The sequence below is a fragment of the Alcaligenes sp. HNGD-HTN06 genome, assembly GCF_049932565.1.
GTDB classification, from domain to species: domain Bacteria; phylum Pseudomonadota; class Gammaproteobacteria; order Burkholderiales; family Burkholderiaceae_B; genus Alcaligenes; species Alcaligenes ammonioxydans.
This window is the reverse complement of the sequence record NZ_CP187782.1, coordinates 2,929,151-2,942,477: the sequence shown is the minus strand read 5'-3', so window position 1 is coordinate 2,942,477 and position 13,327 is coordinate 2,929,151. Positions and strand designations below refer to the sequence as shown.

Genomic DNA, 13,327 nt, shown 5'->3' with positions numbered 1-13,327 from the left:
GTTTTTTTATGGCTGTTCCATCAGGAAGTGGGCTCGGCTTGCAGTCGATGGTAGCGGGCGAGCAGGGTTTCCTGGCTTTCCTGGTGCTGAGGGTGAACCTCAATGCATTCGACCGGACACACCACCACGCACTGCGGTTCATCAAAGTGGCCGACACACTCGGTACATAGGTTGGGATTGATCTCGTAGATCTCCTCGCCCATGTAAATGGCCAGATTGGGGCACTGCGGCTCACATACGTCGCAGTTGATGCATTCTTCTGTAATGTGCAGTGCCATAGCGCAATGTCCTGATAAGCGTGGTCTTTGGAATTGACCCGTCGGTCACCCTACAGTGTAGTACGGACCGCTGTGCAGGGCGAGTTCAGGTCGCCGAAACCGCTTGCTGATTGCGTTCTTTGGCTTTGGTTTGTAGCCAACGCTCTACGGACGGGAACACAAATTTACCCACGTCGCCGCCCAAGATGGCAATTTCGCGCACAATGGTACCGGAGATGAACTGGTATTGGTCCGAAGGGGTCATGAACATGGTCTCGACTTCGGGCAGCAGGTGGCGGTTCATGCCCGCCATTTGAAATTCGTATTCAAAGTCGGAGACGGCGCGCAGTCCACGTACGATGACGCGGCCATTTTGTTCACGCACAAAATCCTTGAGCAGGCCCGAAAAGCTTTTTACTTCCACGTTCGGGTAGTGGCTGAGCACTTCGGAGGCAATTTCCACACGCTCTTCTACCGTGAAGAAGGGGCGTTTGTTCTGGCTGGAGGCCACACCGACCACGACGTGATCGAAAAGGTTGGCGGCTCGCCTGACCAAGTCTTCATGGCCTCGGGTCAGGGGGTCGAAGGTGCCGGGGTAAACAGCTGTGATCATGGTGCATCCGCGTAAGGGGTTCAAGTTGGCAGGTCGGAGTCCGGGGAGAGCGGCGCAGGCGTCCCGGAAAATTCGGCATTATTGACTGTTTTTTGCATCGCAGCAAATCGCAGCAAATGATAATGTACCTGCCCTGCCTTATCCTGTCGTAGTATCCCGTATTGAGCCGGGGCTTGTATAGGGGTTTCGGACTCAATGTAAACCAGTGCGTCCGGCGCCAGCACATTGGGCAGCAAGGGCCAGATACGTTCCATCCAGTCGCGTGCAAAGGGCGGGTCCACAAAGACCAGATCGTAGCGCATCTGACTGCGCTCCAGAATATGGAGGGCGTCACCGGCATGAATGCGGACGTGTTCGGCTTTCAGCTTGGTGCGCAAAGCGCGTAAATTGGCCACAGCCGGTCCGTGACGCTCCACCATTTGCACAAAGGCGACACCGCGCGAGGCGGCTTCAAACCCCAGGGCGCCACTGCCGGCGAACAGGTCCAGCACGTTTTTGTCGCTGAATTGTCCGCCCCAGAAGTGGTTGAGCCAGTTAAATAGCGTCTCGCGCACACGATCCGGAGTGGGCCGCAAACCGGGGGCGTCGACCACTGAAATGGGTGTGCGGCGATAATCCCCACCTACAATACGGACAGCATGTTTTCTCATTAGCGCTTTGATCGGATAATGTGGTCATTCAACAGAATTTTCTAGTGTAAATCGTATGTTCAGTTTTTTTAAAAGAAAGAAGGCCAAGCCAGAGCCACAAGTCACTCAAACGGAGCTGACCGAGCCGCTTTCTCCTGCCCAGCCCGAGGCTGACGCGGCAGACGCATCCCCTGCGGTAGCGCAGGAGCAAAGCACGCCAGTTCAAACGCCGGCAGTCCCGCCTGCTGTGGCTTTGGATCGCCAGGCAGCCAGTCAGGCTGAACATCGCGCTGCCTCGCAGTCTACGCCCACGCAGCCAGAGGTGCCACAACCGACCCCTGCCAGTGTTCCGACACCCGAGCCTGCGCGTGTCTACGAACCGCAAGTACAGCCTGTACCTGAACCCGTTCGTACCCCTGAGCCGGAAGTGCAACCTGTGCCGGAGCCAGATCGGACTCCTGAGCCCGAGGTGCAACCGATCCCTGAACCGGAGCCAAAGCCAGAACCAGAGCCAGAGATTGCTCCTGTTCCCGCACCGGCCCCCGCGCCACAGCCTGAACCAGCTCCGACCCCAGAACCAGAAGCCGCCGCTCCTGTGGTGAAAACCTCCTGGATGTCCCGGTTGAAACAGGGCTTGTCCCGCACCGGTCAAAGTCTGAGCAGTCTGTTTGTCGGTGCCAAGGTTGATGAAACCTTGTTTGAGGAGCTGGAAGATGCCTTATTGATGGCCGATGCCGGCGTGGAGGCAACGGAAAAGCTGATTACCGCCTTGCGTGCGCGTGTACGCAAGGAAAAAGTCAGCGATGCAGCCCAGGTCAAGCAAATTCTGTGTGACATCCTGACCGATCATTTGAAGCCCTTGGAGAAGTCCTTTCCACTCGGTTCGGGCAAACCCCTGGTGGTCATGATTGCCGGTGTTAACGGTGCGGGTAAAACCACGTCCATTGGCAAGCTGGCGCACACCTTTCAGGAGCAGGGCGCAAAAGTCCTGCTGGCGGCGGGCGATACCTTCCGTGCGGCGGCGCGTGAGCAACTGATTGAATGGGGGGCGCGCAATAACGTCAGTGTGATTGCCCAGGACGGGGGAGATCCCGCCGCCGTGGCGTTTGATGCGGTACACGCGGGCCGTGCCCGAGATATGGGGGTGGTCATGGTGGATACCGCGGGCCGCTTGCCGACTCAACTGCACCTGATGGAAGAGCTCAAAAAGATCAAGCGCGTCATCGGCAAGGCGGACGGCCAGGCGCCACACGAAATACTCCTGGTTGTGGACGGCAATACCGGACAGAATGCGATCTCCCAGATTCGTGCCTTTGATGCCGCCTTGGGTCTGACGGGCCTGGTGGTCACCAAGCTGGACGGCACGGCCAAAGGCGGGACGCTGGCGGCGGTTGCCGCCTGTGCTCAGGGCGTTCGACCCATTCCCGTGTACTGGATCGGGGTGGGCGAGGGTATGCAGGATCTGCAAGCGTTTGTGGCGCGCGAATTTGCTTCGGCCTTGCTGGGTATGAACGCCTAAGTCCACGCCTGATAAAAAAACCGGCGATATCCTTTTAAGGGAATCGCCGGTTTTTTTTTGCGCTATTCGCCCGTGCTCACTGTGTAGCTACCCAGCACGCTACTGCTGCAGGATCGTTTCTTCCCTCGCGGGGCCTTTAGCGTCGCAGCAGCTCAGTGTGCGGCTGATGCTGATCCAAGGCATTGAGGGCATGCTGGGCATGGGCCGCACGACCCTGGCGAGCATGGGTCAGCCACTGACGTGCGAACTGCGCCTGCTCGGGATTGGCAGCATGTTGTGCATACCAGTCCAGCGCAACATCGACATCCGTTACGGCTCCGATCAGGGCCTGACACTCGCGCAAGACCTTGTGCAACCCTTGCTTGTCGGCCGCGCTGGGTAAAAACTCCAGGCAATAACGCAGGCTTTTGATTCGGTTACGCAGGCGATGCTGTTTGTCCTGGCTGATCTGTGCAAAGCGCTGGCTGCGCAACTGAATCGTCTGAAACCAGCGGCTGATGCGTGCCTCGATCAGGTTTTGCGGCTCCGGCACGCCATTGAGTTCCAGCGTGGGGCCGCAGATCAGACTTTGCAGATTACTCAGCAGCAAAGACTGGAATTCGGCGGCACTGGCCAGTTGAACGGGGTCGTGTTCCAGGTGGGCAGGTTGGGGCTGCGGAGCGGGGCCTGGCATGCCTGCTTTCAGTAACAAGGGAGTGATCTCCAGATGCACCAGATCATGATCGCGTGCCTTGCCAAACAAGCCGAAATAATGGGTCAACCGGGTGTTGGCATAGCCTTCACTGGCCGACAGCCACATCTTGAACAGCTTGCGGCAGGAGCGCAGACGGCGCAGGCCCACACGCATCAAGGCCAGATAATCAGCCTGGCGGGCGACGTCCGGGCGGATGCCATCCACGCCTGCCAGCAGGGCCGCATTACGAATGACCTGCTCCAGGCTCATGGTGGCGCTCAGACAGTAGAACTGCTCCAGGTCCTTGGCGTCGACAACATGGGGTTTGGGCAGGTCGTACGCCTTGCGCGTCAAGGCAGCGGCCACTTGTGAGGGAGACAAGTCCAGGCTCTCGGATTTGGCTCGGCGCCGATCCACCAGACTGGCCAGTGCATCGCCTCGTTCAGACTTGCTGCGCATTTCCAGGATCAGGCCGTGCTTGTACAGCCAGCGCTGCCCGAGCTCGAACATGGCAAGGCTTTCACCGCTGATGAGCTCGATTTCCAGTTCGTTGACCAAGAGCTTGAGGCCCTGGGATTCGATATGGCCCACATCGTAGGCCAGCTCCAGTTCAGACTGTCCTTGCCTGATTCGGGCCAGCTCACGTTGTATCCGCGTCTGGTAGCGGGCCTGAATCTGCCCGGAGTGCCGGGCCAGGGCGGCCTGTGCCGGGGTGTTCTGATACAGGCTCAGGTCCAGTTCGGGACCTGGTCGAGGATGATTGATCTCAATTCGGGACAGGGTATCGGGACCGGGCAGCTTGACGGTTTGAACCCATTGCTCACCTTCCTTGCGCAGTCGCAGAGCGATACCCGATAGCGCCAGTTCGCGCTCGGGGGTATCAAAGTAGATGGCGTTCAAGGTAATGCTACCCGTTCGTACCGCGTCAAAAGCGGCCAATAAACCGGGACGGGCACTCTCGGGTACAAAAAATTTCAGTTCTTGTTCTAGCACAGCATCGCACTCGAGGTGTCACCCACAAGAGGTGGGCGGATAAAACGCTTATTTTGCATGTAAAGCCAACAAACTTGAAGTGCGGACACCCCGTATAAATGTTTGCAGGCGTGTCTGCGCTTACAAAGAGGGTCTGTCCAAAGGGTCACGCCAACCGAGCTGATGAGAGATGCTGCTGGCACACTGTCGCAACTGAGCCAGGATAGGGCTGTCCAGACTGGCATCAAACAAGGTGCTCGGGCCCAGGCTGGTCAGAGCCAGCACAATATGACCGGAGTGATCGAACACGGGAACGGACAAGGCATCAATACCCGGCAGGGGGTTGCCCAACGCCTGAGCCACCCCTTGCTCACGGATTTTTTCCAACATGGCTGTCAGTGCTTTGGGGGCGGGGCGCAAAGGGCTGATACTGGTGACAACGGCGCTGTCGCCCGCCTCGCGCTCGATATAGTGGCGGGCCACTTCCGGGGGCAACCAGGCGGCAAAGACATGGCCGGTGGCCGTGTGCAACATGGACATCACGGTTCCACAACGCATGTTCACATGCACGGGGTAGCTGGCCTCGCTGATGTGAACCATGGTGGGGCCATGCGAACCCAGCACCGCCACGCCCAAGGTATGGCCGATGCGCGAGGCCCAGGCCTGCACCACAGGCAGGGCGATCTTGAGCGGGTTCTGACTTTGCAGGCTGACCAGCCCCATCTGCAAGGCAAAAGGCCCCAGCTCGTACAGTCCGGTAGCCGGCGCCTGTTGTACCAGTCCTACATTGGTAAAGCTGACCAGATAAGGGTGGGCCTTGGCCGAGCTCATGCCTGCCCGAGTGGCCAGATCGCGCAACATCATGGGCTGACCACTGTCCACCAGCACTTTCAACAGGCCAAAGCCTGTTTCAATGGATTGGATGCGACGACGTTTTTCGTCCAGAGCAGGCAAAATGGGTTCGGTCATAGAGGTTTGGAGCGGATTGACACGGTCTTTAAGTGTACCGACTAATCAAGCTGCCCGCGGGGGCCCGGGTGTCGTAAAATGGCCTTAATTATTATCTGTCTGAGCAAAGAGCACGATGAATCAAGAAATTCAGTCCGACGCTGGTCACCTGGGTACCAGTCCAATCGCTCCCGTTCCAGAGATTGTTGAGGAACTGCGCGCAGGTCGCATGGTCATTCTGGTTGATGAAGAGGACCGCGAGAACGAAGGCGATCTGGTGATGGCCGCCGAGTTCGTCAATGCCGAGGCGATCAACTTCATGGTGACGCATGGCCGTGGTCTGGTTTGCCTGACCCTGACTGAAGAGCGTTGCCGCCAACTGGACCTGCCTTTGATGGCAACGCGCAACGGCACGCGCTTTGGCACCAATTTCACCGTCTCCATCGAGGCGGCGGAAGGCGTGGAAACCGGTATTTCCGCTGCTGACCGCGCCCGTACCGTCCAGGCCGCCGTGGCGCGTGATGCGCGTCCTGCGGATCTGGTGCAGCCCGGTCATATCTTTCCCCTGAAGGCGGCCAAGGGTGGCGTGCTCGTGCGCGCCGGGCATACCGAGGCGGGCTGCGACCTGACGGCCATGGCGGGTCTGACCCCGGCTGCTGTCATTTGCGAAGTGCTCAATCCGGACGGAACCATGGCCCGCCTGCCGGACTTGCTGGTCTTTGCTCGTGAACACGGCATCAAGGTGGGGACGATTGCGGACTTGATCCAATATCGCAGCGAGCACGAATCCATGATCGAGCGCCTGCACAAAAAGCCCGTCAAGACACCGTATGGCGAGTTCGAGTGTCACGCATATCGCGACCTGTCCTCCGGGGGCCTGCATCTGGCCCTGGTACACGGCCAGATTACGCCAGAGGTGGAAACCTTGGTGCGCGTGCATGAACCGACTACGGTTCTGGATGTACTGATCGAAGGGGATGTGGGGCATAGCTGGACCTTGCCCGTGGCGCTGCGTACGGTTGCCCAATCGGACAGCGGGGTGGTGCTGTTGATGAACTGCCAAAGCTCCGAGGAACATGGTTTTGAGCAGATCCAGGCCTGGGGCGAGAACAGTCCGGCCCAGGCGCCACGAGGGCGCTCCAGCCGCAACGATCTGCGCACCTACGGGATTGGTGCACAGATTTTGCGTGACCTCAATGTTGGCAAGGCCCGTTTAATGTCGCGACCACGTAAAATGCCAAGCATGGCCGGGTTTGCATTGACCGTGACGGGTTACCATAGCGAACCAGATTCTCAATCCTAAGCGGAGCTTCCAACATGAATCCTTACATTGTTACCCCTGACCTGAATGGGGAAGGTCTGCACATCGGTATTGTGCGTGCGCGTTTCAACGAATCCATCGGCCTGACCGAGTTGGAAGCCTGCCTGAAAGAGCTGGAAGCCTTGGGCGTGGACGAGCGTGATGTAACGGTTCTGTCCGTTCCGGGCGCGCTGGAACTGGGCATCACGCTGGGCCAGATGGCTGAAACCGGCGAGTTTGATGCCCTGATCGCGCTGGGCGCGGTTATTCGTGGCGACACCTACCACTTTGAAGTGGTCAGCAACGAAAGTGCGTCGGCCATTACCCAGGTCTCCCTGGCCACCGGCATCCCGGTTGCCAACGGGGTACTGACCACCAACACAGATGAACAAGCCGAAGTTCGCGCTGCTGAAAAAGGTCGCGAGTGCGCCCGTACAGCGGTCGAACTGGGCAATCTTATCGCCGTCCTCGAGCCTGAGCTGGACGACGATGAGGACGAAGATTACGAGGACGAAGATCTTGACGACGACAAATAAAGTCCCGGCCGCCAAGGCCAACGGACGATCCGCGCGCCGCCGTTCGCGCGAATTTGCCCTGCAGGGCATCTACTCCTGGCTGTTGCGAGGCGCTGATGGCCTGCAGGAAGCCACCTCCATCGACGCCCATATCCGCGGTGACGAGGAGTTTGGCGAAGCCGATGCAGCCTGGTTCAAAACCCTGCTGTTTGGCGTCATGCGCGAGGCCCCCGTGCTGCGCGAGCGCTTTTTGCCGTACGTGGACCGTCCTTTGGAAGAGCTCTCTCCCATTGAACACGGCATCTTGCTGATTGGCAGCTACGAACTGGTGCATCACGTTGAAGTGCCTTACCGTGTTGCCATTAATGAAGCGGTTGAACTGGCCAAATCCTTTGGCGGTACCGATGGCTTCAAATTCGTGAACGGCGTGCTGGACAAACTGGCTGCCGACGTACGCGCCCCTGAAGTCGCCAAGCAGGCCCGCCGCTAAAGCAGGGCGCGCCGTGCTGAACGAGTTCGGTCTTATCCAGCAGTATTTCAATCGTCCCGCTCCCGAAGGCTATTTGGGAGTGGGCGATGACTGCGCCCTCTTTACACCGACGCCGGGCTGGCAACTGGCCAGCAGCGTGGACCTTCTGATCGAAGGTCAGCATTTCTTTGCCGACGTCGACCCTTTCTTGCTCGGCCACAAAGCGCTGGCGGTGAATCTGTCGGATCTGGGTGCCATGGGAGCTAAGCCACGGGCGTGCCTGCTGGCCTTGTCCATGCCTGACGTCCGTCCCCCATGGTTAGAGGCCTTTTCCGCTGGTTTATTCCAACTGGCCGATCAGGCGCAATGCCCTTTGATAGGTGGCGATACCACGCGCAGCCGGCAAGGGGTCGTGATCAGCATTACGGTACTGGGCGAAGTCCCAGCGGGGCAGGCGTTGCGGCGCAGCGCGGCCCGGCCAGGTGACGATATCTGGCTGACGGGTACCTTGGGGGCAGCAGACATTGCCTTGCGTCTGCTGCAAGGACGTTTGGCGGCAGACCCTGCGCGTCTGGCTGCCAGCCGCGCAGCCTTGGAGCAGCCCTGGCCGCCCTATCGTCTGGGGCATGCTCTGGCAGGCGTGGCTCACGCCGCCATTGATGTTTCCGACGGTCTGGTTCAGGATCTGGGGCATATCGCCACAGCCAGCCAATGCGCCGCTCATCTGGATTGGGATGCCTTGCCGCTGGACCGCGCCTTGCTGGGACTGCCTGCCTCCTTGCAACGCGAAGCGGCACTGGTGGGGGGTGATGTGTTTCAACTTTGTTTTACGGCAGCGCCCGAGCAAAGAGAGTCCGTCATGGCACTGGCCCAGCGCGAGGGTGTGCCGCTAAGCCGCGTGGGCACCATGCAGCGTGGCAGCGGGGTGTATGTGCGTGATCAACAGGGCCTGCATCCTGCTCCTGCCCAGGGCGGTTTTGATCATTTTGGTGGCTGAGGCTGTGTCATGAGCACCTTTCCGGACCCTTCATTGAATCCTATTCAACGTCCCACCCTGGATTGGGTCGTGAAAAAACCCTGGCGTCTGATCGCCTTTGGCGGTGGCACGGGGGTATTGCGCCCGGGGCCGGGCACCTGGGGCACAGTGCTGGCCTGGGTTTTGTGGGTTCTGGGTCTGCACGTGCTGACTGATACCCATATGGCCCTTTTTCTGTCCGTTTCCTTTTTTCTGGGCTGCTGGGCCTGTCACCGTACCGGCTACGATCTGGGCGTGTCTGACCACAGTGGCATGAATTGGGATGAGATGGTGGCGTTCTGGCTGGTGTTGTGGCTGATCCCGCAGACCTGGCTGGCGCAGGGAATTGCATTCGCGTTATTTCGTTTCTTTGATATTCTCAAGCCTGCGCCTATCCGCTATTTTGATCGCCGTTTGCATAACGGCTTTGGCGTGATGTGGGATGATTTGCTGGCCGCAGCGTACACCTTGTTGGTGATGGCGGTTCTGGTACGTTTTGGAGTTTTCTCATGAGCGAACACGAGCACGGCAACGCCGCCCTGGCCTTGGGGCGAGCCCTTAACGATCGTGGCTGGATGGTGGCCTGTGCCGAATCCTGCACGGGCGGCCTGCTGGCCGCAGCCCTGACAGACTTGCCCGGTTCCAGCGCCTGGTTTGAACGCGGCCTGGTGACCTACAGCAACAAGGCCAAGGTGCAGGAGCTGGGCGTCAACCAGGAAACCCTCGATCGTTTCGGGGCTGTCAGCGAAGAGACCGCCATGGAAATGGCAGCCGGTGCGCTCGAAGCCAGCGCGGATGCAGAACTGGCGATTTCGACAACCGGCATTGCCGGCCCGGATGGCGCGACCCCCGGCAAACCGGTCGGACTGGTGTGCTTTGGCTTTGCCCAGCGCCGTGGCGATGGGATTGTGACCCGTGCTTCTGCCCGCATCTTTAACGGCGACCGGGCGCAAATCCGTCAGCAGGCCGTGGAATATGCGCTGACCAGTGCGCTGACCATGCTCAATCCCGCCTGATGTCTGCGTCAGGCCGGCAGCATCAAACCCAGCTGCCGGGCGCTCGAACGAAGTTCTGGCAGGCAGCGTTCGATCAGCTTTTCTTCCGAGTCCTGCCAGTCCTTGATGCTGATGCTCATTCCCGCTACGACGCGTCCGCTGGCGCTGCGTACGGGAACGCCTATGGCCGTCAAACCCAGTTCAAGCTCCTCCTTGATTAGGGAATAGTCTTTCTCCTGAACCTGCTTTAATTCGCGTAGCAAGGCTTCGCGCGTATGGGCGGTGTATTGCGTCATGATTTTGAACGGCGCCAGTTCCAGATATGCCTCCAACCTGCTTTGTGGCAGCTGGGACAGCATCATGCGTCCGATCGAGGTGCAATGCGCGGGCAGACGACTTCCCAGGCCCAGAGAGACCGTCAGCACGCGTTGCCGCTGGGCGCGCGCCAGATACAGAATTTCGTCCCCGTCCAGCAACGCCAAGGCGCAGGTTTCCCCGACCCTGTCACTCAAATCGTCCAGTATGGGCTGGGCCAGACTGACGATTGAGGTTGACGAAAAATAGGCATGGCCCAGTTGCAAAATGGCCGGGCGCAGCTTCCAGAACGGCCCATCCTGTTCGGCATAGCCCAGCGCCTGCAAGGTATAGAGACAGCGCTGTACCACGGCCCGTGCCAAGCCGGTCTTCAAGGCAATTTCAGCGGCGCGCAAGGGTCGCCTGCGGTCAGAGAAAGCGGTAATAACCTGCAGGCCACGGGCCAGTGACTGCATATAGTCTGGATCGCCTTTGTAGTTGATGGTGGCGGGGGCGCTCTCTTTGGTTTTTGTCATGGCGAGATGAAGGGGCCAAATTTGTTTTGTTCGATAAGCGAACTTGTTGGGATTGTCGAGAATTATCGATGATAAATTGTAAAAAAAACAAGACTTAGCAATTTAATAATCAAGTTCGATTATCGAACAAAATAAGTTTGGAGTGATACATGAAGAATGTTTTGACCCGTAAATGGGTTCCGTTTCTAGCCGGAGTAGGTGTTTTGCTCACAGCGGTGAGTGCTCAGGCGGCGTACCCCGACAAGCCCATTCGTTTGGTTGTGCCTTTTACGCCGGGTGGGGTCACTGATGTGATTGCGCGCGGTGTCGCACAGCAAATGTCCGAGGACCTGGGTCAGATCATCATCGTGGAAAACAAGCCTGGCGCAAGTGGAATTATTGCCACGGACTTTGTTGCCAAATCCGCGCCCGACGGCTACACCGTGCTGCTCGCGGCAGTGGGTCAGGCCGTCGTCAATAACCATCTCTATAAGAAATTGCCTTACAAGCCTGAGCAGGATTTAACGGCGGTGTCCTTGGTGGCGGAAGGTCAGAACGTGTTGGTGGTGAACGCTCAGCAAAGCCCCTTCAAGTCCGGTCAAGAGCTTATTCAGTATGCTCGCGCCCATCCTGAAGAATTGACCTACGCTTCCTTTGGCAACGGTTCCTCCTCGCACCTGTCGGCAGCGGCTTTCACCACGATGGCGGATATTGATGTGATTCACGCTCCCTACCGAGGCAGTGCGCCTGCGATGACAGATCTGCTCGGTGGTCACATCTCTTTCATGTTCGACAGCATGGGAACGGCGATCACGCATATCAACGCCAATACGGTGCGTCCCTTGGCCGTGTCCGGGCCCGAGCGTTCCTCGTTGTTGCCAGAGGTCCCCACGTTTGCGGAACTGGGTCTGGACCAGGGCTATAACGTGACGGCCTGGTTTGGTTTTCATGTCAGCAGCGGCACCCCGGCCCAAATTGTGGAGCGTTTGAGCCAGTCCATGAAAGCCGTCAGCCAGAATGCCGAGTTTGTGGAAACGTTTCGCCGCCAAGGCGTGGAGATCAAGTCGTCCACTCCTGCCGAGTACGCCGCGTTTCTGCAACAGGAGAACGAGAAGCTGGGCAGTCTGATCAAGCAAGCCAATATCATGCTGGACTAATGGTTGTTAAATGGAGCACTGTAACGTGAGCGATCAGCAGCCCTGTGATGCTAGGCGTCCCGCCCCCTTGGAGGGAATCCGGGTTCTGGACCTGACCCGGATTCTGGCCGGTCCCTGGTGTACGCAGAACCTGGCGGACCTGGGGGCCAATGTATATAAGATCGAGCGTCCTGAAACAGGTGATGACACGCGTGCCTGGGGCCCTCCCTTTTTGCAGACCCCCGATCGGGAAGATACGGCTGAGGCGGCCTATTACTTGTCGGCCAACCGTAACAAGCAGTCGATCAGTCTGGACATTGCCAGCCAGGAAGGGGCAGACGTGGTGCGTGCCATGGCACGGGAATGCGACATTTTGGTGGAGAACTTCAAGGTGGGTGGCCTTGCTAAATACGGGCTGGACTACGCCAGCTTGAAAGCAATCAACCCTCGCCTGATTTATTGCTCGATTACCGGGTTTGGCCAGACAGGTCCGTATGCCGAGCGTCCGGGTTATGACTTCATGATCCAGGCCATGGGTGGCATGATGAGCCTGACGGGCGAGCGTGATGACAAGCCCGGTGGTGGCCCCCAGAAGGCGGGGGTTGCCGTGGCGGACCTGATGACGGGCATGTATGCCACCAGCAGCATTCTGGCTGCCTTGTTCGAGCGCACGCGCAGCGGCCTGGGGCAGCATATTGATATAGCCCTGCTGGATTGTCAGGTTGCCATGCTGGCAAACCAGAATATGAACTATCTAGTCAGCGGGCAGGCACCCAGGCGGGCAGGCAACGCCCACCAGAATCTGGTGCCGTATCAGGTGTTTCCGACAGAAGATGGTCACATCATTGTGGCCATCGGTAATAACCGTCAGTTCGCGGCTTACTGCGAAGCGATTGGTCACCCGGAGATTGTTGAGGATTCGCGTTTCAACATTAACAGTCAGCGGGTCAAGCACCGTGATGAGCTGGAGCAAATCCTGAGCGCCGCAATGCAGAAGCATCCTAGTGCTTATTGGCTGGAAGCTCTGGACAAGATTGGCGTGCCAGCCGGGCCGATCAATGACCTGCATGGGGTGTTCTCGCACCCGCAGGTGCAGGCCCGCAAGATGCGTATTGAGCTGGACCATAGTCAGGCGGGAAAAGTCAGCATGACAGCCAGCCCCATGCGTTTTTCGGATAGCCCGGTCTCTTATCGCATGGCTCCGCCCCAGCTGGGGGAGCATACCGATCAGGCGTTGGAGAGTCTGCTGGGCGCTCAGAGTCCTGAGCTGAAACAGTGGCGGGAAAAACAGCAGCTTTCGCTTGGCTGAATCGAGCGCCTGGTGAAAAGCCCTGTTCATCGAGATGGTATCTCGATGAACAGGGCTTTTTTTATTGATAGAGGGTGGCTGGCGCGATTCCTGTCTTTGACTCGGTCGCCACCACAGTCTCCATCATTTCTGTCCTTATTTTCGCGATTGTCGCTGCGGTCCGGTGCC

Annotated in this window: 15 protein-coding genes; 9 read left to right on the top strand and 6 right to left on the bottom strand. The window is 58.5% G+C overall.

The window, feature by feature from the left end; all coding sequences use genetic code 11:
* Positions 1-20: 20 nt before the first annotated feature.
* From ACOZ42_RS13530 to rsmD, 3 genes are all read right to left on the bottom strand, one after another.
* Positions 21-278, bottom strand: a complete 258-nt coding sequence (locus ACOZ42_RS13530) for a YfhL family 4Fe-4S dicluster ferredoxin (RefSeq protein ID WP_426345256.1) — start codon at positions 276-278, stop codon at positions 21-23.
* An 85-nt stretch (positions 279-363) separates the two neighbouring features.
* Positions 364-870 carry a pantetheine-phosphate adenylyltransferase gene (coaD, locus tag ACOZ42_RS13525; protein ID WP_003802378.1) on the bottom strand — a complete coding sequence of 169 codons (507 nt, stop codon included), beginning with the start codon at positions 868-870 and terminating at the stop codon, positions 364-366.
* A gap of 20 nt (positions 871-890) precedes the next feature.
* Positions 891-1,520, bottom strand: a complete 630-nt coding sequence (rsmD, locus tag ACOZ42_RS13520) for a 16S rRNA (guanine(966)-N(2))-methyltransferase RsmD (protein ID WP_003802377.1) — start codon at positions 1,518-1,520, stop codon at positions 891-893.
* Positions 1,521-1,935: 415 nt separating this feature from the next.
* Here rsmD and ftsY point away from each other — a divergent pair, with 415 nt between their 5' ends.
* Positions 1,936-3,018, top strand: coding sequence for a signal recognition particle-docking protein FtsY (gene ftsY / locus ACOZ42_RS13515; protein WP_415302358.1), 1,083 nt, complete (start codon positions 1,936-1,938; stop codon positions 3,016-3,018).
* A gap of 136 nt (positions 3,019-3,154) precedes the next feature.
* Here ftsY and ACOZ42_RS13510 read toward each other — a convergent pair whose 3' ends face one another.
* Positions 3,155-4,684 carry a CHAD domain-containing protein gene (locus ACOZ42_RS13510; RefSeq protein WP_415301897.1) on the bottom strand — a complete coding sequence of 510 codons (1,530 nt, stop codon included), beginning with the start codon at positions 4,682-4,684 and terminating at the stop codon, positions 3,155-3,157.
* 120 nt (positions 4,685-4,804) lie between these two features.
* Positions 4,805-5,632: an IclR family transcriptional regulator gene (locus ACOZ42_RS13505; protein WP_003802374.1), complete on the bottom strand. Its 828-nt coding sequence runs from the start codon at positions 5,630-5,632 to the stop codon at positions 4,805-4,807.
* A 115-nt stretch (positions 5,633-5,747) separates the two neighbouring features.
* Between ACOZ42_RS13505 and ribBA the strand changes: the two genes are divergently transcribed.
* The 6 genes from ribBA to ACOZ42_RS13475 are packed head-to-tail and all read left to right on the top strand — an operon-like array spanning position 5,748 to position 9,926.
* Positions 5,748-6,914 (top strand): bifunctional 3,4-dihydroxy-2-butanone-4-phosphate synthase/GTP cyclohydrolase II, encoded by a 1,167-nt coding sequence (gene ribBA, locus ACOZ42_RS13500; protein ID WP_003802373.1) that lies wholly within the window; start codon positions 5,748-5,750, stop codon positions 6,912-6,914.
* Between the two features lie 14 nt (positions 6,915-6,928).
* Entirely contained in the window at positions 6,929-7,447 is a 519-nt protein-coding gene (ribH, locus tag ACOZ42_RS13495; protein WP_003802371.1) for a 6,7-dimethyl-8-ribityllumazine synthase, read from the top strand.
* A complete protein-coding gene (gene nusB, locus ACOZ42_RS13490) occupies positions 7,401-7,916 on the top strand; it encodes a transcription antitermination factor NusB (protein ID WP_051010438.1) in 516 nt (171 codons plus the stop codon). The genes ribH and nusB overlap by 47 nt, the downstream gene beginning before the upstream one ends.
* Positions 7,917-7,929: 13 nt before the next feature.
* On the top strand, positions 7,930-8,892 hold the full coding sequence (thiL, locus tag ACOZ42_RS13485; RefSeq protein WP_131070862.1) for a thiamine-phosphate kinase: 963 nt from the start codon (positions 7,930-7,932) through the stop codon (positions 8,890-8,892).
* A 9-nt stretch (positions 8,893-8,901) separates the two neighbouring features.
* A complete protein-coding gene (locus ACOZ42_RS13480) occupies positions 8,902-9,423 on the top strand; it encodes a phosphatidylglycerophosphatase A family protein (RefSeq protein ID WP_426345255.1) in 522 nt (173 codons plus the stop codon).
* The gene (locus tag ACOZ42_RS13475) at positions 9,420-9,926 is read left to right on the top strand and encodes a CinA family protein (protein ID WP_003802364.1); all 507 of its coding nucleotides are present in this window, start codon (positions 9,420-9,422) and stop codon (positions 9,924-9,926) included. Before ACOZ42_RS13480 ends, ACOZ42_RS13475 begins: the two co-directional genes overlap by 4 nt.
* An 8-nt stretch (positions 9,927-9,934) precedes the next feature.
* Here the strand turns inward: ACOZ42_RS13475 and ACOZ42_RS13470 are convergent, their stop codons facing one another.
* Positions 9,935-10,735, bottom strand: a complete 801-nt coding sequence (locus ACOZ42_RS13470) for an IclR family transcriptional regulator domain-containing protein (protein WP_003802362.1) — start codon at positions 10,733-10,735, stop codon at positions 9,935-9,937.
* Positions 10,736-10,884: 149 nt separating this feature from the next.
* Between ACOZ42_RS13470 and ACOZ42_RS13465 the strand changes: the two genes are divergently transcribed.
* Together ACOZ42_RS13465 and ACOZ42_RS13460 are read left to right on the top strand one after the other, a co-directional pair.
* Positions 10,885-11,871, top strand: a complete 987-nt coding sequence (locus tag ACOZ42_RS13465; RefSeq protein ID WP_426345254.1) for a Bug family tripartite tricarboxylate transporter substrate binding protein — start codon at positions 10,885-10,887, stop codon at positions 11,869-11,871.
* A 25-nt stretch (positions 11,872-11,896) separates the two neighbouring features.
* Positions 11,897-13,159 carry a CaiB/BaiF CoA transferase family protein gene (locus ACOZ42_RS13460; protein ID WP_426345253.1) on the top strand — a complete coding sequence of 421 codons (1,263 nt, stop codon included), beginning with the start codon at positions 11,897-11,899 and terminating at the stop codon, positions 13,157-13,159.
* Positions 13,160-13,327 lie beyond the last annotated feature (168 nt).